This window comes from Flexivirga caeni (assembly GCF_003724155.1).
GTDB classification, from domain to species: domain Bacteria; phylum Actinomycetota; class Actinomycetes; order Actinomycetales; family Dermatophilaceae; genus Flexivirga; species Flexivirga caeni.
Window position 1 is genome coordinate 36,911 of sequence record NZ_RJJQ01000005.1, and the last position, 19,331, is coordinate 56,241.

Below are 19,331 nucleotides of genomic sequence, written 5' to 3' on the forward strand. Positions count from 1 at the left end.
TCGGCTTGAGCTGACAGGGTGGGTTGCATGACACGGATTTCGGAGTCGGATCTCCACTGGGCGCGCGGCGGGAGCACCGGAGTGCTGGTGCTGGCGGGGTCAAGCGGACGACTTGACGTTGGACGAGCTGACGCACTTGCTGCAGCGGGCGCGACTGTCCTGGCGCTGCGCTGGTTCGGTGGGGTGGGGCAGCCGGCAACACCCTGCGAAGTCCCACTCGAAACCTTCACGGACGCCCTCGACCTGCTCGCCCGGGAGTGCGATCGCTTGGCGATCGTCGGGCTCTCGTATGGTGCCGAGGCTGCACTCCTGGTGGCGCTTCGTGACCCGAGAGTTGCGAGTGTTGTAGCGCTCGCACCGACAGATCTCGTGTGGGAAGGGGCGCATCTGGATGACGATGCGCCGCCACGAAGCAAGTGGACCTGGAAGGGCGCTCCCATACCCTTCGTCCCCGTCGACAGAGGCTGGGTCCAGGAGGCTAGACCGGCGTTCGCGCCGTACTACGAGCGAAGTCGGGCGACTGCGGACCCTGCCGTGATCGAAGCCGCGACCATTCCTGCGGAACGGTATGGCGGTGACCTGGTCCTGGTCGCCGGCGGCGACGATCACGTATGGCCAAGCGTGCCGGCTGCTCACGCCATTGTGCGCCGACGCGCGCGACACGGACTGGAAACCGTGCTTGTCGAGGACGCGAATGCGGTGCACCCGATCGTGCTGCCAGGAGAGACGCCACCGGACCCGACACGCCCCTATCAGGTTGGCGGAGATGAAGACGCGCCACAAAGACTGGGGGCTCTCGCATGGCCGGAGATCCAGAAAGCGTTGCTACTGAACTGATTACGCCGACGACAGCCACCGAGAAGCCAGCTGAACTACCCCGGCACGACCCGGTAGACGTTCGTATCCCGCAGCTCAAAACCCAGCCGTTGATACAGCCGGTTAGCTGCTGCCCGGTCCGGCCGTGACGTCAGATCGATCGTGCGCGCGCCGAGTGCTGCAGCCCGCTCGATTGCGGCGCGCACGAGATCGCTACCTGCGCCCGAGCCACGCGCATCCTCGGAGACCACGACGTCCTCGATCCAGGCTCGAACTCCTGTCGGGCAAGGGAACGTTGCGAGTGTGAGCATGCCGACGACGTCGGTCGAACGGACAGCGACGAACAGGTCGATCGCGTCGTGACTGACCAGATCGGTGAAGGCGTCATACGGCAACAGAGCGGCAGACGACGACAACTCTGAGATCAATCTCGTGACGGCGGAATGCAATTTGCGCGACGGGCGCGATACGTGCACGATCTCGACGGCTGCTGGCATGAGACCACCGTAGATCTTGGACCGGTCAGTCGATCGAAGACAGCCACCGCGGCAAGTCGGCCGCGATCGCGGTGCGGGCGGTGAGCGTGCGCAGCCCGCTCGCGGCCTGCTCCCGGGCCTCGGCGATCCGCTGCGGATCGGCCGGCAACAGACCCGACGCGATGCGAAGGCATCGGTCGAGCCAGTCGATGCTGATGCGCAAGTCAACCGCCAGCAGCCCCCCATCTGGCGGCGCCTCGTCCCCACCGGCCGCGGCGTATGCCGACAAGAAGTCCCCGGCCACGGCCGGGTCGGTCCAGTCGGCAAGGGACATTGCCGTGCGCAGCGCCTCCTCCGCCGACGCCCATGGCGCCGCAACATCCCAGTCAACCAGCCACGGGCCGCCACCGGAGAGCAGCAGATTCTTCTGGTCGACATCGCCGTGTGACATCACCGTCCGCTGCGACCGCGCCGGACGAGAGTCACAGCTGACCCGGACGAAATCAACTGCGCCCCAGACAGACTCAGCCGTCGCGGCAAGAGGGGAGCGCCGGCGCCGCAGCTCAGCCACCAACTGCGGCCAGCCCGAGCACGTTGCGGTGCTCGGTGCAGGAAAGATGTCGGTCCGGGTCGGCTCGACCCGTAGTGCGTGCATGGTCGCCAGGTCTCTCGCGACAGCCCGCGCGATCGGCATCGCAACCGGACCACCCGGACACGGCTCAGCATCGGCGATCCACTCGTGTGCCCGGAAGTGGCGTCCAGCGACCCTCACCACGGCCTCGCCCGACGGCGTCACCAGGAGCGCGGGCGCTCGGACTCCGGCCGCAATTGCCTTGCGCTCGAACGAAATAGCTTCGTCGAGCCAGAGTCGCCAGTGCGGGTCACCCCACGGATTCAGCAGCTCCTTCACCGCGACGTGCGCACCCGTCGTCCGCACCGACGACACCCGGTTGGACCACGCGCGGCCGACCTCATCAGTCGCCACGACCTCACCGGGTATGCCGAAGGCGCGTAGCACGTCGCCCAGCATCTCGGAGCCCATGCCGTCCTTCCTACTGCACGCGGGTCCCATCGGGTGGCGTCGCGTCGCAATCCGCCCACACCTCGACAAGCTCGGCGATGAGGCCGTCACGCTGCGTGATGAAGCCGGCCACCTGGAACTCCTCGTCGCTGCCTTGTGATCCTCCGACGACGCGAGCACGACACACCGCGCGGTTTCCGGAGGCGACCAGGTCGAGAAGCTCCAGCTGTTCGAAACCCGGATACTCCGCGTTGAACCGGACCCAGTCCGGACCGCCGAACTGCTCGCCGGTGTGCGCCAAACGGCATACGAACTCGGGATGCAGCAACCTGGCGAGCGCAGCCCAGTCGTGCGCGTCGATCCGGTCGCACAAGGCCCGAAGTAGTTCCTCTGCGGTCGCCATACGATGAACGTTAGGTGGCTGCGCCGACATCCCGAACGGCCGACAGTGGTCGGTCGACGAGCAGCACCGTAACCTCATGGGTATGACGGTCCGGATCCCGTATTTTCCGCTGCCGATTGACCAGTCCGACGTCACCTACGAGCACGGCCCCTACTCGGTGCGGCATGACGACGTGCAGCCAGGCATCACGTCGGAGTTCGTCCTGAACGACAGTGAGATCTACCCGGGTACCGAGCGAACCGTGTGGGTGCATCGTCCGGCGGACTCGTCCGCGGCGCCGTTGCCGGTGATGATCTTCCAGGACGGCTGGTGGTATCTCGACCCGGCCGATGGCGTCCGCGGGGCGATCGTTCTGGACAATCTGATCCACGCGGGGGCCATCCCGCCGATGATTGGCGTCTTCGTCGACCCGGGTGTCTTCCCGGACATTGACGATCCACGCAGGCGCAAGAACCGCAACGCCGAGTACGACGTCTTTGATGGTCGGTATGCAACCTTTCTGCTCGACGAGGTGCTGCCTCGCGTCCATGAGATTGCCCCGACCATCGATAACCCCACCGGGCGTGGCCTGTGCGGCGGGAGCAGCGGGGGCAACTGCGGTGTGACGGCCGCGTGGCACCGCCCGGACGCCTTCAGCAAGGTCATCGCCTTGGTGTCCAGCTTTGCGCAGATCCCTGGTGGCAATCCGTATCCGGAGTTGCTCCGGGCGACGGCCCGCAAGCCGCTGCGCATCTTCCTGCAGGAGAACCATCGCGACATTGGCTGGAACGAGCCGGAGGACAACTGGTTTGCCGAAAACCTCCGCACCGCAGCGGCACTCGCCGAAGCGGCATACGACTTCCGATTGGTGCTCGGCGAAGGTCCACACCTCGGAAACCAGGGCGGCGTGCTGCTGCCCGACGCGCTGCGCTGGCTCTGGCGCGACTGACGACGGCGCCGAAACCTCGAGGAGCACACATGACCGACACCATCGTCCCCGACGACAAGGACTGGACTTGGGTGATCGAACGCCGTTGTCCTGACTGCGGATTCGACGCATCGAAGGTCACCGGCGAGCAGCTCGGTGCGCAGATCCGGGCCGCCGCGGACCCGTGGGAGGACGTTCTCGCGAGGCCGGACGCCACAGTCCGCCGGACCCCGGGGAAGTGGTCCGATCTCGAATACGGCGCCCACGTGCGCGATGTATGCCGCGTCTTCGACGACCGCCTCACCCTGATGCTGACGAACGACGACGCCGTCTTCGACAACTGGGACCAGGACGCAGCGGCCGCAGCAGGCAACTACGCCCTGCAGGACCCGGTGTCGGTGGCGGACGCCATACACACGGGGGCCGGTGAACTTGCCGACGACTACGACGAGGTGCCCGACGACGCATGGCAGCGCCGCGGATTGCGCAGCAACGGCTCACACTTCACCGTGCTGACACTGGGGCAATACTGCCTGCACGACCTCGTCCACCACCTGCACGACGTCGGCGCAACTTCGCCGCACAGGTAGACTGCAGGTCGCACCGGCGTGGGTGATGACCCTTGCTCCGCAGCCCAGAAGGGCGCGCCGGCGAGGGAAGCCTGACAGCAACGCACAAGGAAGGGACACCCATGTCCTTCGACTTCAAGGTCAAAGATCTGAGCCTGCACGAGGCCGGACGTCACCAGTTGCGCCTCGCCGAGCACGAGATGCCCGGTCTGATGTCGCTGCGCGAGGAGTATGGCGCCAGCCAGCCGCTCAAGGGCGCCAAGATCGCTGGATCGCTGCACATGACCGTGCAGACCGCAGTGCTCATCGAGACGCTCACCGCGCTCGGCGCGCAGGTCCGCTGGGCCTCCTGCAACATCTACTCCACCCAGGACGAGGCCGCCGCCGCAGTCGTCGTCGGCCCGCACGGCACCCCCGAGGACCCGCAGGGTGTGCCGGTCTTCGCCTGGAAGGGCGAGACGCTCCCCGAATACTGGGACTGCACCAACCAGATCCTCACCTGGCCTGGCGGCGACGGCCCGAACATGATCCTGGACGATGGTGGCGACGCCACCATGCTCGTCCACAAGGGTGTCGAGTGGGAGGCGGCCGGGCAGGTCCCGGCCGCCAGTGACGAGGACTCCGAGGAGTTCGCCGTCTTCAAGGAACTCGTGCGCGGCACGCTCGCCGAGGACCCGCAGAAGTGGACCCGCATCGCCGCCCAGATCAAGGGCGTCACCGAAGAGACCACCACCGGCGTACACCGCCTCTACGAACTGGCCCAGTCCGGTGAGCTGCTCTTCCCCGCGATCAACGTCAACGACTCGGTCACCAAGTCCAAGTTCGACAACAAGTACGGCTGCCGCCACAGCCTCATCGACGGCATCAACCGCGCCACCGACGTGCTGATCGGTGGCAAGGTCGCCGTCGTCTGTGGGTATGGCGACGTCGGCAAGGGCTGCGCGGAGTCGCTCGCCGGCCAGGGCGCCCGCGTCATCGTCACCGAGATCGACCCGATCTGCGCGCTGCAGGCCGCCATGGAAGGCTTCCAGGTCGCCAAGCTGGAGAGCGTGATCGGCGAGGCCGACATCTTCGTCACCACCACCGGCAACTTCGACATCATCACTGCCGAGCACATGCAGCAGATGAAGAACAAGGCCATCGTCGGCAACATCGGTCACTTCGACAACGAGATCGACATGGCCGGCCTGGCCAAGGTGCCCGGCATCACCAAGACCGAGATCAAGCCGCAGGTGCACGAGTGGACCTTCGCGGACGGCCGCTCGATCATCGTGCTGTCCGAGGGCCGCTTGCTCAACCTGGGCAACGCCACCGGTCACCCGAGCTTCGTGATGTCCAACTCGTTCGCCAACCAGACCATCGCGCAGATCGAGCTGTTCACGAAGCAGGGCGACTACGACAAGCAGGTCTACGTGCTGCCCAAGCACCTCGACGAGAAGGTCGCCCGGCTGCACCTGGACGCCCTCGGCGTCGAGCTCACCGAGCTGACCAAGGCGCAGGCCGAGTACATCGGCGTCGACGTCGCCGGCCCCTACAAGCCGGAGCACTATCGCTATTGAGAAGACTCCTCGCAAGACTGCGGCCGGGTGCACTCACGAGTTCGTTGCACCCGGCCGCAGTCTTGGTCGTCGTCTTCTCGGGCGTCCGCTTGTCGTGCGGTCGCCTGGTCATGCCTGTTGCCGGGTCGCCGCTCGGCGAATCCCCGAACCGGCTCACAGGTGCCGGCAGTCGTCCTCGCAACCTCCGGGGGCGACCGGACCGTCCGCGTGCGCGGCCGGGCGGTGCAGCACCGCGCTCGTGGGCGCGAGCAGCAGCTCGGTGCCGGTGTCCTGCGCGTCGCCGTCCACGATGAGTGAGTAGCCGTGGTGTTCGGTCGGCGGGAACAGCAGGGTGATCGCCGGGTGGCTCTCGACGTTGAGCGCCGTATGGCGGCTGCGCGGCACGTGAAACACACCCTCCGCGAGCGTGACGTCAGCGCACACGGTGCGCACCTTCGTGCCGTCGGTCGACAGCACGTGCGCGCTGCCGAAGCCGGCAACCGTCTCGGCCAGCGCGTCCGGGTCCACTGCGATGCTCACGATCCCGACACTACTGCGCATCCGAGGGTGCGGCGCTGGAACAGCGTCACGACATACCCTTGGAGCGACGCCGCGACAATCGGGGATGTCCGGCCTGCACGCGAAAGGACCACACACGTGACCACTGGACGAGTTCTCGTCGTCGACGACGACCCATCGCTCGCGGAGATGCTCAGCATCATCCTCGAGGGCGAGGGCCTGGAGGTGACCGTCTGCGCCGCCGGCGACCTCGCCCTGCGTGCCTTCCGCGAGTCCAAGCCCGACGTCGTCCTGCTCGACGTCATGCTGCCGGGCATCGACGGCGTGGAGGTATGCCGGCAGATTCGCGCCGAGTCGACCGTCCCGATCGTGATGCTCACGGCACGCACCGACACCGTCGACGTGGTGCTCGGTCTCGAGTCCGGTGCGGACGATTACGTGACCAAGCCGTTCAAACCGCAGGAACTCGTCGCGCGTGTCCGCGCCCGGCTGCGGCGGGGCGACGACAACGCCGAGGCCGAGACACTGCAACTCGGCGACCTGACGATCGACGTGCCCGGCCACGTCGTCACTCGGGAGGGCAGCACCATCTTGCTCACCCCGCTCGAATTCGATCTGCTGGTGGCGCTCGCCCGCAAACCGTGGCAGGTGTTCTCCCGGGAGACATTGCTCGAGCAGGTGTGGGGCTACCGCCACGCCGGCGACACCCGGCTGGTCAACGTGCACGTGCAGCGGCTGCGCTCGAAGGTCGAGAACGACCCGGAGAACCCGCAGATCGTGCTCACCGTGCGCGGTGTCGGCTATAAAGCCGGGAAGGCCTGACGGGTCGCAGCTTGATCGAGCGAATCTGGCGCAGCATCGAACGTCTCGCCGTTCGGTGCGCTACTGCGGTCGCGCGCCTCTGGCGTCGCTCGCTGCACTTCCGGGTGGTGGTCATCACCGTGTTCCTGGGCACGTTCGTCGCGCTCGCGCTGGGCACCTACATGTACCAGCGCATCGCGACCGGCCTCACCGCACGGGCGACCAGCATCGGCGAGCAGCAGGCGCTCAACGAGCGCGACTACGCCCAGAGCCTGTTCAACAACGCGCCGCGCACGGACATCAACTCGCTGCGCGCCATCGGGCTGCAGATCGCGGCGCCCGTCACCGGCACCGGACGCGAATCGGATGGTGGGCAGCACGACCGGATCGTCATCATGCGGTCCGTGGACAACACGTTCCCGCCGCTGGGGATCATCTCGACCGAGTCGGGAGACGAACGCCTCATCCCGGCGTCGCTGCGGGCCGCGGTCCAGAAGGACCCGACGCACGCGCAACTCCAGATCGGCACGGCGCCCGTGAACGGCAAAATGATCCCTGCTGTGATCGTGGGCGCGCGGATCGTCATACCCAACGCGGGCAACTACGACTTCTATTTGGTCTCGCCGATGACCGCCGAGACCCAGATGCTCGGCATCGTGCGCACCAGCTTCCTCCTCGGCGGACTCGCGCTCACCCTGCTGCTGGCGGGAATTGCCTATCTGGTGACCCGCATGGTCGTCAGCCCGGTGCGCGACGCCGCCCACGTGTCGGAGCGACTCACCGCGGGGGCGCTCAACGAACGCATGCAGGTCAGCGGCGAGGACGACCTGGCACGCCTGGCGACCTCCTTCAATGCGATGGCCGACAGTCTGCAGCGGCAGATCCGCCAGCTGGAAGACCTGTCCAAACTGCAGCAGCGGTTCACTTCCGACGTGTCCCACGAGTTGCGGACGCCGCTGACCACGATCCGGATGGCGTCCGACATGATTCACGCCAGCCGCTCCGATTTCACGGCACCGGTCGCGCGCTCGGCCGAGCTGCTCAGCCGGGAGCTGGACCGTTTCGAAACCCTGCTGACCGACCTGCTGGAGATCAGCAGGTTCGACGCGGGCGCCGCCACCGCCAGCCATGAACCCGGTGACCTCCGGGACATCGTCGAGCGGGTGGTGGACGGATGCGAATCGCTCGCCGCCGCCCAGGGCGTGCGGTTGCGAGTGCACGCCCGGCGCCCGGCCGTCGCCCCGATGGACGCCCGCCGGATCGAACGGATCGTGCGCAACCTGGTGACCAACGCGATCGAACACGCCGAGCACAAACCGGTCGACATCACCGTGGCGGCCAACCCGACCGCCGTCGCGGTCGCCGTGCGCGACTACGGGGTCGGCCTGCGCGAGGGCGACGCGGAGCAAGTGTTCAACCGCTTCTGGCGTGCTGACCCCGCCCGCGCCCGCACCATCGGCGGCACCGGGCTCGGCCTGTCCATCTCCTTGGAGGACGCGCGCCTGCACGACGGCTGGTTGCAGGCATGGGGCGAGCCGGGCAACGGCGCGTGCTTCCGGCTCACCCTGCCGGTGCGTGCCGGCCAGCCGATCGTGCGCTCGCCGGTCACGCTCGCGCCGGACGATTCCAGCATCGGCATCGCGATGCCGAGGGGCAACAGCCTCACCATGGGCACCCCCGCCGCCGGCGGGCCGGTCGGCCACAGCGACCCGGGAGGCGAGCGATGGCGCTCCGCGCGCTGATCCGGGCCGGCGCGATCTCGCTCGCCGTGCTCGCGGCTGCCGGCTGCAGCGGGCTGCCGACCAGCAGCCGGGTGCAGGCAGGTCAGGCGATCGACAATCACCCGCCGGCAGTCGGCAACATCGAATATCCGCCGCCGGCACCCGGCGCATCGCAAGGTGAGATCGTCGAGGGCTTCCTCGATGCGACGGGCGGCGCCAACCCCAACTACGACCGCGCCCGCGAATACCTGACACGGGCCGCGAGCGCGGACTGGCAGCCGCACAGTGCCGTGGTGACCCTCGGCACGCCGGACACGTTGTCGACCGGGCCCGACACGATCACCGCGACCCAGACGGTGACCGGTCTGCTGGACAGCTCGGGTCACCTCACCGAACAACCCGCCGGCACCGTCAAGCAGGCCGGGTTCCAGCTTGCCAAGGTCAACGGCCAGTGGCGAATCTCTTCAGTTCCCAAAGGTTTTGGCCTCTGGATGAACGTCGTGCAGTTCAAGCGGGTCTACCAGCCGGAGGAGATCTACTACCCGGCTGCGAACGCAAGCACCCTCGTGCCCGACACCCGCTGGTATCCGCAGGTCGGCCTTGTCAGTTCGCTCGCCGCCGCCGTGCTGGAGGGGGCGCCCCCGTGGCTGCGCGGTATGACGCTCGAGCCGCTGCCGGCGGGAAGCCGGCTCACCGGCTCCTCGGTCTCCATCGACAACAACGGTGTCGCGACCGTCAACGTCAGCGACAAGGTGCTGGCGGCAACGCCGGAGCAGCGCACCGGTCTGTGGGCGAGCATGCTCGCGACTCTCACCCAGGTCAGCGACGTACGGCGGGTGGTGGTCGTCGTGGACGGCGCGCGGCTGCAGTCGACCGACCTGCCCGACGCACCGTCCGTGCCCACCGACGTCGGCTACACCGTGGTCAGCGGCAATCCGGCACAGCTGATCGCCCGCACCAGCCCGACCACGCTGCAGTGGACCGATCCGGACGAGTCGATCGGCACGGACGTGCGGGAGCACAACCAGTTCAAGACCCAGCCGACGCTGCCGACGATCTCGCGCAACTGGTACCGCATCGCGGCCTCCGCGGACGGCAGCCAGCTCGCGGCGATCGACGGCGCCAACGCCACCCTCGGCCGGTGGGTGAACGGCCGGCAGACACAGATCAGCGGTTTCGGCACCGGTCTGGTCACCCCGAGCTTCAGCTCGGCGAAGTCGTTGACCGGCAGCACCGTCAACGAGCTGTGGGTCGCGGGGGAGTCGGTGCCGGCCAACCGCAGCGGCAAGGCCGACGACGCAACGATCTGGGCGCTCGACGAGAGCCTGCCGCTGGACGACGCACAGCCGCAACCGGTCAGCGCACCCTGGTTGCGGGGTATGACGATCCGGGCGATCAGGGTGTCTCCGGACGGCGAACGCATCGCCGTGGTCGCCCAGCCGCCGAAAGGCCCCACGCAGGTGCTGGTCGCGGCAATCGTGCGTGACAAGAAGGGTCACGCACAGTCGCTGACCACCCCGCTGCGTGTTGCTGCGTCGCTCACCAACGTGCTGGACGTGGGCTGGGTCGATTACGTCACGCTGGCGGTGCTCGACAGCGACTACCAGAACACGGTGCAGGTGACGAACGTGCCGATCGGGGGGCTGAGCAGCAGTCTCGGCGACGCGCCGGGCGGGCAATACCTGGTGGCATCGGGCGGCGGGGCCAGCAGCATCTACGTGGAGACGGTGCGCGGCACGGTCGTCACCAAGGTCGGCGCGACCTGGCAACGGGTCGGCGGGCTGACCGCCGTGGTCGCGGCCGGCACCTGACGGCGTGCACAGGGGTCGCGTGCCGCGCGCTCCGTGCACAGTGAAGCCGGCCGGATCTGTCGCCGGCTGACCAGATCGTCCGAAGCTGGGGCAGTGAAAAGCGCTGCGCTGCAAGCGATCTGCGACCTCGCACTGCCGCGCACCTGCGGTGGGTGTGCGACCCCGGGCTGCGCCCTGTGTCCCGTATGCCGTGGCGCCCTCGACGAGATCGCCGCGCGGGTGGCGGCCCCCGCCATACCCGATCCGTGCCCGGAGGGCTTCCCGCCGACCTGGTCCCAGACGGCGTATGACGGGCCGGTGGCGCACCTGGTGCGCGCCCACAAGGACCACGGTCGCCGCGACGCCGGGCCACGGCTCGGCGCGCTGCTGCGCTGTGCGCTCGCCGAGTTGCTGACGCAGGACCAGCACTGCGTGGACGCACTGCTCGCCGGTGAACGGTTGCTCGTCTGCCCGATGCCCAGTCGCCCGGCAGCGACCCGTGAGCGCGGGCGGGAGCCGGCGATCGAGCTGGCCCGGCGCGCGACGCACGGCGTGCCGGACCTGCGGCTGGGTCGGTTGCTGCGGGTGAGCGGGCACCGGCGGGACCAGGCCGGGCTGACGGCGCTGCAACGCTCGGCGAACGTGCGCGGCACGATCGCTCTCTCGGCCGCCGGCCGGCGGCTCGTGCCGGGGCGTGTGTGCATCGTCCTGGACGACATCGTCACCACCGGCTCGTCGCTTGCCGAGGCCCGGAATGCGTTGGTGTCAGGGGGTGCTCGGCACGTCGTCGCGGCGACGATCACCGCGACGCAGCGGCGCGCCGGGGACCACCCGTTTACGCACGAGGGCTCGGTGGTTTAACGTCTGTGCATGGAGCACATGGTGCGCGCGACCCCGTGTCGGGCACCGCTCCGCCTGTCCTCCTGCAGGAGGTGGTCGACCGGCCGTTAGGGATGCCAACCCGCCTCACGCCATGCAGTCGAGACTCAGGAGTGCACCATGGAGATCACCGTTACCGGACGTCATGTCACGGTTCCCGAGCGCTTTCGTCGACACATCGAGGACAAGCTGGGCAAGGTTCCCCAGCTCGACCCACGGGTCAGCCGATGTGACGTCGTTGTCACGCACGAGGCCAACCCGCGACAGGCCAAGGAAGCGGAGCGCATAGAGATCACCTGCCACGCCAAGAGGTCGATCATTCGCGCGGAGGCGAGTGCGGATGACGTCTACGGCGCGCTCGACATCGCCATGACGCGCCTCGGCGAGCGCTTGCGGCGCGTCAACGACAAGCGCCGGGTCCACCGGGGCCGCAAGCAGCCGACCTCGGTGCACGAAGCGACCGCGGCCCTCGCCGTACCGTCCGAGGAACAGGCGGCGCCGGATGCGCCACTGCCCGCTCACATCGCCCGGGTCGGAGGAGACGAGGACTGCCCGATCCAGTTGCGCGAGAAGGTCCACGCGAGTGCGCCGATGGGTGTCGACCAGGCGCTGAACGAGATGGAACTCGTCGGGCACGACTTCTACCTTTACCACGATGCAGACACCGGCAAGCCGAGCGTGGTCTATCGTCGTCGAGGCTGGTCCTACGGCGTCATCCAACTCGATGTCGTGGACGAGGCCCCCGCAGCGAGCACCGCGTGATGACGAGACGTGACTGAACTTTCCGAGCAGCGCAGCGGGGCCGGCGAGACGCCGGCCCCGCTTGCTGCGCACCCCGGCGGTATCCGGGTGGTGCTGGTCGAGGACTACGAGATCTACCGTCACGGGTTGCGGATGATCCTCGAGCTCGAGGACGACATCGTGGTCGTCGGCGAAGCCGGCAGTGCCGCACAGGCAGTGCGGGAGACGATCGAGCTGCAACCCGACGTGGTGGTGCTGGACATCTACCTGCCGGACGGCAGCGGCATCGAGGTGTGCCGCCAGATCTCCGAGCGGCTGCCCGACACCCAGGTGCTGATGCTCAGCGCCTCGGAGGACGATGCCGACCTGCTGGAGGCGGTGAAGGCAGGTGCGCTCGGCTATCTACTCAAAGACGTCGCGCCCGACACGCTGGCACGTTCCATCCGGGCCACTGCCGCGGGTCGCGCCGAGGTGTCGGCCAGGCTGGCGCCGGCGCTGATGAGCGGGCTGTCCGCGGTGGTTCGCGGGGCCCCCGCCGGAGGTGCTGGCCGCATCGACGAGCTCACCGCCCGCGAACGCGAGGTGCTGACGCTGCTCGCGCGTGGCTGGTCCAACCGCCGGGTCGCCGAAGAGCTTTTCATCGCCGAGAACACCGTCAAGAACCACGTACGCAGCATCCTGGACAAGCTGCAGCTCGGCAGCCGCACGGAGGCCGCGACGTATGCCGTGCGCAGTGGCCTGGTCGACGAGCTGCACTGAGCAGCTCACCCCGGGTCGCCGGCGAGTCGCTCGAAGAGCAGCAGATCCGTCACCGATCCGTCGCCGAGCACCTCGGCCTGCCGCGCCCTCCCGTAGCTCGTGAACCCGGCTCGCCCCGCCACTCCCTGCGAGGAGATGTTGCCGTCGGCAATGCCGATCCGGAGCCGGCGCAGCCCGAGCCCGCCGGACGACTCGGCCAGGAACGCGTAGGTAGCGACGGCACCGACGGCGGCCGTGGCCAATCCGCAGCCACGGGCGTGCGCGGCCAGCCAGTAGCCGATCTCGGCGTTGCCGTCCTCGACGTTCTGCACCCCGATCACTCCCACGAAGTCGTCACCCTCAGGCCGGCAGATCACCCACCAGCACCCGGGGCCGGGCAGGTCAACCCACCGCTTGGCCGCGATGTATGCCGCGGCACGCTCGGCCAGGCCTGCGGCCGGCATCGCCAGCCAGTGCCGCACCACCGGGTCGGCGAAGGTGGTCGCAATGGCGTCGGCGTCTCCCGTGCGCAGCGGGCGCAGCCGTACGTCGGGGAAGTCCAGCACCGGCGGCGTGACCGCGCGCTGAGCCGCGCGGTCGTCGGTGGCCAGCAACTCGAAGTAGGCGCCGTCGGTGATCCGGCCGTCCGCGGCGGTATAGGCCTGGCGGTCGGTGCCCCACTGACGAAAACCCGCACGGCGCAACGCGGTTTGCGAGGCGATGTTGTCGAGATCGGTCTCGGCATACAGGCGGGTGAGGCCGAGGCCGCCTTCCTCGGGCGCCGAAAACGCTTGCAGCACAACGGCTTCCAGCGCTTCGGACAGCGCACCCCGTCCGCGGCCGGCGGGCAACAGCCAGTAGCCGACCTCGGCCTGGCTGATGGTGCCCTCGCCGATGTTGAAGATCGAGACGCTGCCGAGTGCGGCGTCGGTCGCGGCGTCGGCGATGCACCAGCCGACCGTCCGCGCTTCGTCGATGAAGCCGCGCTGGCGGGTCAGCCAGGCGGGGAACGTCCCCCGGGAGAGGTGCGCGCCGGCCGGCAGGTAGTGCACCATCCGCTCGTCCGGGTGTTCGGGCAGATGCGCGACGTCGTCGTCGCGCCACGGTCGCAGCCGGACGGTGCGCAGCTCGACGGTCGGTATGACGCGCGGCGAAACCCGTTGCGCGTCAACGTCGTCGGATGCCAGCAACTCCCAGTTGAGCGCGTCCGCCGGCGGCCCGTCACCTCGCGAGAGCACTGCTCGCTCGATGCCCCACATGCGGAACCCGGCGCGACGCAGCACCCGCGCGGAGGCCAGATTACCGGCGGTGGTGCCGGCCTGCAGCCGGCGCAGGCCGACCTCGCCGAACGCGTGCTTGCGCACGAGTTCGACGGCCGCGCCCATCAGCCCGCGACCGCGCGCGTGGGGGTAGAGCCAGTAGCCGAGTTCGCCGTTGCCGCGGGTGAACGGCGTGTTGAGGTGGGCGAGCTGGATGTAGCCGAGCGCCTCGTCGGTGTCCGGGTCGGCGACGCACCACGCGAGCAGTTCGCCGGACGCGATCCGCTCGCGCCGACGGCAAAGCCAGCCGGCATACGCCTCAGGATCCGGTTGCAGGTCGGTGACGATCTGAGTGCGACTGACCTCGTCAGGCACCAGCACGACATCGTCGTCGCGCCACGGTCGCAGCCGGATGCCTTGTGCGGCAAGCACTTTCGGCTCACGCATCGGCTGCCCGGTCCTGGTGTTCCGATGCCAGGAGCTCGAAGTAGGCACTGTCGGTGACGCTGCCGTCCGCTGTGACGAATGAGCCGTGGTCTTGCCCGTACTGCCGGAAGCCTGCCGTGGCGAGCGTCAGCATCGACGCGTGATTGCCGCCCACGGTCGCAGCGTCGAGCCGGAACAGGTCGAGACCCTCAGGCGAGAAGGCATGGTCGACAACGGCTTTCAGCGCTTCGCTGGTGTAACCGTGGCCACGGGCTGCGTCATACAGCCAGTAGCCGACGGTGCCGCTGCGGCGCGGGCCGCCGAGACCGCGGATGCTCACTGAGCCGAGCGGCCGGCCGGTCATTGCGTCGGCGATGCACCAGGTCACTGCGGTGCCTTTGAGATCGTCGAGCCGGCTCCTGGCCAGCCAGTGGTCGTATGCCGCGGCGGGTGGTCGCGGCTCGATGCCCATCGCGGCGGCGCCCTGCGCGTCCGGCGCCGGCTCCTGCCCGGGTGCATCTCCCTCGCCCCAGGCACGCAGCACCAGCCGCTCGGTCCGCAACGTCGGCAGCGGTATGGCGCGAGCCCGCTGCGCGTCGCGGTCGTCCGTGGCGAGCAGTTCGAACTCCGTCTCGTCGCTCCAGCTCCCGTCGTCATACACGGGCAGGCCGGTGACGGTGCCGATCGCCCGGAAGCCGCTCTCCCGCAGCACGCGCTGCGACGCGAGGTTCTCGACATCGACGTTCGCGCCGATCCGGCGGAGCCCGAGCCCGCCCTGGTCCGTCGGCGAAAATGCGTGTGCAACAACAAGATCCAGCGCGGTCGAGACGCGTCCGGCGCCGCGTACCGAGGGTTGCAGCCAGTAGGCGAGCATGGCGCTGCCGGCGAGCATCGGCACATTCATCCGGTGCAACTGGATGCCGCCAAGAGCACGGTCGGTCGCTGCGTCGGCGATGCACCAGCAGATCGCTTCGCCGTCGGCCATCCGCTCGCGCTTCACCAGCAGCCAGTCGGCGAAGTCGTCTGTTGCCGGTGCGGTGCCGAGCATGAACCGGGTCAGGTCCTCGTCCAGCGGCTCGTCGGGAACGTCCATGTCGGTCCACGGCCGCAACCGGATCCCATTGCCCTCCAGCACTTCCGGCTGGTGCCAGGGATGCGCGGGTGCGCCGGTCCAACCGTCCCGGCATACGTGCCCGAACCACAGGTCCTGCGTCTGGCCGAGGCCATTCGTCGCGCTGTCCGGCCAGCTACCGTCCACGGTCATCCCGAGCTTCCAGGCGACCCGGCGCGACGCCCAGTTGCCGCGTCCCGCCCGCCAGATCACCGTGCGGGCACCGAGATCCCCGAACGCGTGCTGGACCACCAGCCGGGCGGCGGCGCTGAGGTATCCGTTGCCGCGCGTGTCCGGGTGTCCGTTGTAGCCCACCTCGAACGCTGCGGCGGACCGGCGGTGCAGACTGACCGACCCGGCATACCGGCCACCGGCTTCGACGGCCCAGGTGCGCACCGAACCCTGCGCCCACTGGTCGGCGACGGCCGCGAGGAACCCGTAGGCCTCGGCCTCGCCATACGGCTGAGGGAGGTTGTGCAGCCAGCGGGCGGACTCGCCGTCCTGGCAGTTGCGGACGATCGCGGGCACGTCCGGCTCGGTGTGCGCGCGTAGCCGCACGACGCCGTCGCTGAGCACGGGCACGTCATCGGGGAAGACCGGCATGGCGACAGCCAATCACGCGGTACCGGGGAGTGCGACGCGTTTTGCGGGGTGGGAGCGTCCCGAAGGCGCGACGGTCGAGGGTTAGGGACGGGAAACCGGGGTGGGGGCGTCCCGAAGGCGCGACGGTCGAGAGTATGGGACGGAAACCTCCGCCGGACGCCTGAGCGCGGCCGGGAACCCGGCACCCCCTCTCGACCATTACCATGGGTGAGTCTGTCTACACGTCGAGACGTCCGCCCCCGGGCGTCGTTCAACTTCGGAGTTTTCGTTGCCCAAGGTCGTTGAGAAGGTCCTGCGTGCCGGTGAGGGTCGCACCCTCAAGAAGCTGCAGGCCTACGCAGCACAGGTCAATCTGCTGGAGGACGACTTCGCCGGGCTGACCGACGCGGAGTTGCGCGAGGAGACCGACAAGTTCAAGAAGCGCCTCGCCGACGGCGAGACCCTGGACGATCTGCTGCCCGAGGCGTTCGCCGCGGTCCGCGAGGCCAGCAAGCGCACCATCGGCAAGCGGCATTTCGACGTGCAGCTCGCCGGCGGGGCAGCGCTGCACCTGGGCAACGTGGCGGAGATGCGCACCGGTGAGGGCAAGACCCTCGTCGCGACGCTCCCGTCATACCTCAACGCGCTGACCGGCAAGGGCGTGCACGTCATCACCACCAACGACTACCTGGCTGAGACCCAGGCGGAGCAGATGGGCCGCGTGCACCGCGCCCTCGGGCTGGAGACCGGCTGCATCCTGTCGTCGATGACACCCGACGAGCGTCGCGTCGAATACGCCAAGGACATCACCTACGGCACCAACAACGAGTTCGGCTTCGACTACCTGCGCGACAACATGGCGTGGTCGGATGAGGAGCTCGTGCAGCGCGGCCACAACTACGCGATCGTCGACGAGGTCGACTCGATCCTGATCGACGAGGCCCGCACCCCGCTGATCATCAGTGGCCCGGCCGACGAGGCGACCCGCTGGTATGTCGAGTTCGCCAAGATCGTCGAGCACCTGAAGCGCTCGCCGAAAAAGGAGAACTCGCTGCCGGGGGATGGCGACTACGAGGTCGACGAGAAGAAGAAGACCGTCGGCCTGCTGGAGTCGGGCATCGAGATCGTCGAGGACCTGCTGGGCATCGACAACCTCTACCAGGCGGAGAACACGCCGCTGATCGGCTACCTGAACAACGCCATCAAGGCCAAGGAGCTGTTCAAGAAGGACAAGGACTACGTCGTCATGAACGGCGAGATCCTGATCGTCGACGAACACACCGGCCGCATGCTCGCCGGGCGCCGCTACAACGAGGGCATGCACCAGGCGATCGAGGCCAAAGAGGGCGTCGAAATCCAGAACGAGAACCAGACACTCGCCACCGTCACCCTGCAGAACTACTTCCGCATGTACGACAAGCTTGCCGGTATGACGGGCACCGCCCAGACAGAGGCGGCCGAGCTCTACCAGATCTACAAGCTGGGCGTCGTGACGATCCCGACCAACAAGCCGATGATCCGCAAGGACCAGCCGGACCTGATCTACCGCACCGAGAAGGCGAAGTTCAAGGCGGTCGTCGACGACATCGTCGCTCGGCACAAGGAGGGCCAGCCGATCCTGGTCGGCACGACCAGCGTCGAGAAGAGCGAGTACCTCTCGGAACAGTTGCGTCGCAAGGGAATCCCGCACGAGGTCCTCAACGCCAAGCACAACGAGAGCGAGGCCGCGATCGTCGCGCAGGCCGGCCGCAAGGGCGCGGTCACGGTGTCGACGAACATGGCCGGCCGCGGCACCGACATCATGCTCGGCGGCAACCCGGAGTTCATCGCGATGGCGGCGCTGAAGCGCAAGGGGCTCTCGCCCGAGGAGACCCCGGAAGACTACGAAGCGGCCTGGGACGAGGCGCTGGAGAAGGCCGAGAAGGCCGTCGCGAAGCAGCACGACGAGGTCGTCGAGCTGGGCGGGCTCTACGTGCTGGGCACCGAGCGGCACGAATCGCGCCGCATCGACAACCAGCTGCGCGGTCGCGCCGGTCGCCAGGGCGACCCCGGGGAGAGCCGCTTCTACCTGTCGCTGCAGGACGACTTGATGCGGCTCTTCAACGCTGCGATGGTCGACCGCTTCATGCAAACCGCCAAACTCGAGGACGATGTCCCGATCGAGTCCAAGATGGTCAGCCGGTCCATCGCGAGCGCACAGAGCCAGGTCGAGAGCCAGAACTTCGAGATCCGCAAGAACGTCCTGAAGTATGACGACGTGCTCAACCGGCAGCGCGAGGTCATCTACAGCGAGCGTCGCAAGGTGCTGGAGGGCGAAGACCTCGAGGACCAGGTCCGGCACTTCATCAACGACACCGTCGACGCGTATGTCGACGGCGCCACGGCCGAAGGTTTCTCCGACGACTGGGATCTCGACAAGCTGTGGGAGGCGCTGCACGAGCTCTACCCGGTGTCGATCACCGAGAGCGAGATCGAGGAGGAGGTTGGCGGCCGTGCCGGGCTGCAGGCGGACCTGCTCGCCGAGGAGCTTCGCTCCGACGCCCAGCACGCGTATGACGCGCGCGAGCAGGAGCTCGGCGACCGCGTCTCCCGCGAGGTCGAACGCCGCGTCGTGCTGACCGTGCTGGACCGCAAGTGGCGCGAGCACCTCTACGAGATGGACTACCTCAAGGAAGGCATCCACCTGCGGCAGTACGCCCAGCGTGACCCGCTGGTCGAATATCAGCGCGAGGGCTTCCAGCTCTTCGGTGCGATGAACGACGCCATCAAGGAGGAGTCGGTTCAGCACCTCTTCCACGTGCAGGTCGACCCCGAGGAGATCGCGGCGTCGCTGCCGCAGCCGAAGGAGAAGATGACCTTCGTCGCACCGGGCGAGGACGGGTCCGCGACCGCGCACGAGGTGGACGACGCCGGCCGCGTCGTCGGCGAGGACGACTCTGACCTGCCGCGTGCGCAGCGCCGGGCGAACAAGAAGGCCAAGAAGAAGTCCGCCCGGCAGAAGGCCAACTCGCGCAGCTGACGAACTCGCGATCGC

At 68.3% G+C, this 19,331-nt stretch carries 17 protein-coding genes; 11 read left to right on the top strand and 6 right to left on the bottom strand.

Going from position 1 to position 19,331, the window contains the following annotated elements:
* Positions 1-27 precede the first annotated feature (27 nt).
* Complete coding sequence (locus EFY87_RS07015) at positions 28-837, top strand: acyl-CoA thioester hydrolase/BAAT C-terminal domain-containing protein (protein ID WP_123270763.1); 810 nt, start codon at positions 28-30, stop codon at positions 835-837.
* 35 nt (positions 838-872) lie between these two features.
* Here the strand turns inward: EFY87_RS07015 and EFY87_RS07020 are convergent, their stop codons facing one another.
* From EFY87_RS07020 to EFY87_RS07030, 3 genes are read right to left on the bottom strand one after another with little or no spacing between them, the layout of a single operon-like run.
* Positions 873-1,313 (bottom strand): GNAT family N-acetyltransferase, encoded by a 441-nt coding sequence (locus tag EFY87_RS07020; protein WP_123270764.1) that lies wholly within the window; start codon positions 1,311-1,313, stop codon positions 873-875.
* A gap of 25 nt (positions 1,314-1,338) precedes the next feature.
* On the bottom strand, positions 1,339-2,334 hold the full coding sequence (locus tag EFY87_RS07025; protein ID WP_158607539.1) for a phosphotransferase: 996 nt from the start codon (positions 2,332-2,334) through the stop codon (positions 1,339-1,341).
* A 10-nt stretch (positions 2,335-2,344) separates the two neighbouring features.
* The gene (locus EFY87_RS07030; protein WP_158607540.1) at positions 2,345-2,716 is read right to left on the bottom strand and encodes a nuclear transport factor 2 family protein; all 372 of its coding nucleotides are present in this window, start codon (positions 2,714-2,716) and stop codon (positions 2,345-2,347) included.
* Between the two features lie 82 nt (positions 2,717-2,798).
* On the opposite strand from EFY87_RS07030, the gene EFY87_RS07035 reads away from it, so the two are divergent.
* The 3 genes from EFY87_RS07035 to ahcY all read left to right on the top strand — a co-directional run bounded on the left by EFY87_RS07035 (position 2,799) and on the right by ahcY (position 5,751).
* On the top strand, positions 2,799-3,644 hold the full coding sequence (locus tag EFY87_RS07035) for an alpha/beta hydrolase (RefSeq protein ID WP_123270767.1): 846 nt from the start codon (positions 2,799-2,801) through the stop codon (positions 3,642-3,644).
* Between the two features lie 29 nt (positions 3,645-3,673).
* Positions 3,674-4,213, top strand: coding sequence for a DinB family protein (locus EFY87_RS07040; RefSeq protein WP_123270768.1), 540 nt, complete (start codon positions 3,674-3,676; stop codon positions 4,211-4,213).
* Positions 4,214-4,314: 101 nt separating this feature from the next.
* On the top strand, positions 4,315-5,751 hold the full coding sequence (ahcY, locus tag EFY87_RS07045; RefSeq protein WP_123270769.1) for an adenosylhomocysteinase: 1,437 nt from the start codon (positions 4,315-4,317) through the stop codon (positions 5,749-5,751).
* A 153-nt stretch (positions 5,752-5,904) separates the two neighbouring features.
* Here the strand turns inward: ahcY and EFY87_RS07050 are convergent, their stop codons facing one another.
* Positions 5,905-6,270, bottom strand: a complete 366-nt coding sequence (locus tag EFY87_RS07050) for a pyridoxamine 5'-phosphate oxidase family protein (protein WP_148043277.1) — start codon at positions 6,268-6,270, stop codon at positions 5,905-5,907.
* Positions 6,271-6,387: 117 nt separating this feature from the next.
* Between EFY87_RS07050 and mtrA the strand changes: the two genes are divergently transcribed.
* The 6 genes from mtrA to EFY87_RS07080 all read left to right on the top strand — a co-directional run bounded on the left by mtrA (position 6,388) and on the right by EFY87_RS07080 (position 12,940).
* Entirely contained in the window at positions 6,388-7,071 is a 684-nt protein-coding gene (mtrA, locus tag EFY87_RS07055; RefSeq protein ID WP_281276176.1) for an MtrAB system response regulator MtrA, read from the top strand.
* A gap of 11 nt (positions 7,072-7,082) precedes the next feature.
* Complete coding sequence (mtrB, locus tag EFY87_RS07060; RefSeq protein ID WP_245988519.1) at positions 7,083-8,792, top strand: MtrAB system histidine kinase MtrB; 1,710 nt, start codon at positions 7,083-7,085, stop codon at positions 8,790-8,792.
* Positions 8,774-10,582 carry an LpqB family beta-propeller domain-containing protein gene (locus EFY87_RS07065; RefSeq protein WP_158607541.1) on the top strand — a complete coding sequence of 603 codons (1,809 nt, stop codon included), beginning with the start codon at positions 8,774-8,776 and terminating at the stop codon, positions 10,580-10,582. Before mtrB ends, EFY87_RS07065 begins: the two co-directional genes overlap by 19 nt.
* Positions 10,583-10,675: 93 nt before the next feature.
* Positions 10,676-11,422 (top strand): ComF family protein, encoded by a 747-nt coding sequence (locus tag EFY87_RS07070; RefSeq protein WP_123270772.1) that lies wholly within the window; start codon positions 10,676-10,678, stop codon positions 11,420-11,422.
* A gap of 138 nt (positions 11,423-11,560) precedes the next feature.
* Positions 11,561-12,202, top strand: coding sequence for a ribosome hibernation-promoting factor, HPF/YfiA family (gene hpf / locus EFY87_RS07075; protein WP_123270773.1), 642 nt, complete (start codon positions 11,561-11,563; stop codon positions 12,200-12,202).
* Between the two features lie 9 nt (positions 12,203-12,211).
* Positions 12,212-12,940 (top strand): response regulator, encoded by a 729-nt coding sequence (locus tag EFY87_RS07080; RefSeq protein WP_245988520.1) that lies wholly within the window; start codon positions 12,212-12,214, stop codon positions 12,938-12,940.
* Positions 12,941-12,945: 5 nt separating this feature from the next.
* Here the strand turns inward: EFY87_RS07080 and EFY87_RS07085 are convergent, their stop codons facing one another.
* Entirely contained in the window at positions 12,946-14,625 is a 1,680-nt protein-coding gene (locus EFY87_RS07085) for a GNAT family N-acetyltransferase (protein ID WP_123270774.1), read from the bottom strand.
* Positions 14,618-16,318 (bottom strand): GNAT family N-acetyltransferase, encoded by a 1,701-nt coding sequence (locus EFY87_RS07090; RefSeq protein ID WP_123270775.1) that lies wholly within the window; start codon positions 16,316-16,318, stop codon positions 14,618-14,620. Before EFY87_RS07090 ends, EFY87_RS07085 begins: the two co-directional genes overlap by 8 nt.
* 268 nt (positions 16,319-16,586) lie before the next feature.
* Between EFY87_RS07090 and secA the strand changes: the two genes are divergently transcribed.
* Positions 16,587-19,316 carry a preprotein translocase subunit SecA gene (gene secA / locus EFY87_RS07095; protein WP_123270776.1) on the top strand — a complete coding sequence of 910 codons (2,730 nt, stop codon included), beginning with the start codon at positions 16,587-16,589 and terminating at the stop codon, positions 19,314-19,316.
* Positions 19,317-19,331 lie beyond the last annotated feature (15 nt).

Coding starts and splice junctions, on each gene's coding strand:
- EFY87_RS07015 (WP_123270763.1), top strand. CDS start 28: ATGACACGGATTTCGGAGTCGGATCTCCACTGGGCGCGCGGCGGGAGC.
- hpf (WP_123270773.1), top strand. CDS start 11,561: ATGGAGATCACCGTTACCGGACGTCATGTCACGGTTCCCGAGCGCTTT.
- EFY87_RS07020 (WP_123270764.1), bottom strand. CDS start 1,313: ATGCCAGCAGCCGTCGAGATCGTGCACGTATCGCGCCCGTCGCGCAAA.
- EFY87_RS07040 (WP_123270768.1), top strand. CDS start 3,674: ATGACCGACACCATCGTCCCCGACGACAAGGACTGGACTTGGGTGATC.
- EFY87_RS07035 (WP_123270767.1), top strand. CDS start 2,799: ATGACGGTCCGGATCCCGTATTTTCCGCTGCCGATTGACCAGTCCGAC.
- ahcY (WP_123270769.1), top strand. CDS start 4,315: ATGTCCTTCGACTTCAAGGTCAAAGATCTGAGCCTGCACGAGGCCGGA.
- EFY87_RS07030 (WP_158607540.1), bottom strand. CDS start 2,716: ATGGCGACCGCAGAGGAACTACTTCGGGCCTTGTGCGACCGGATCGAC.
- EFY87_RS07090 (WP_123270775.1), bottom strand. CDS start 16,318: ATGCCGGTCTTCCCCGATGACGTGCCCGTGCTCAGCGACGGCGTCGTG.
- EFY87_RS07065 (WP_158607541.1), top strand. CDS start 8,774: ATGGCGCTCCGCGCGCTGATCCGGGCCGGCGCGATCTCGCTCGCCGTG.
- EFY87_RS07025 (WP_158607539.1), bottom strand. CDS start 2,334: ATGGGCTCCGAGATGCTGGGCGACGTGCTACGCGCCTTCGGCATACCC.
- EFY87_RS07085 (WP_123270774.1), bottom strand. CDS start 14,625: ATGCGTGAGCCGAAAGTGCTTGCCGCACAAGGCATCCGGCTGCGACCG.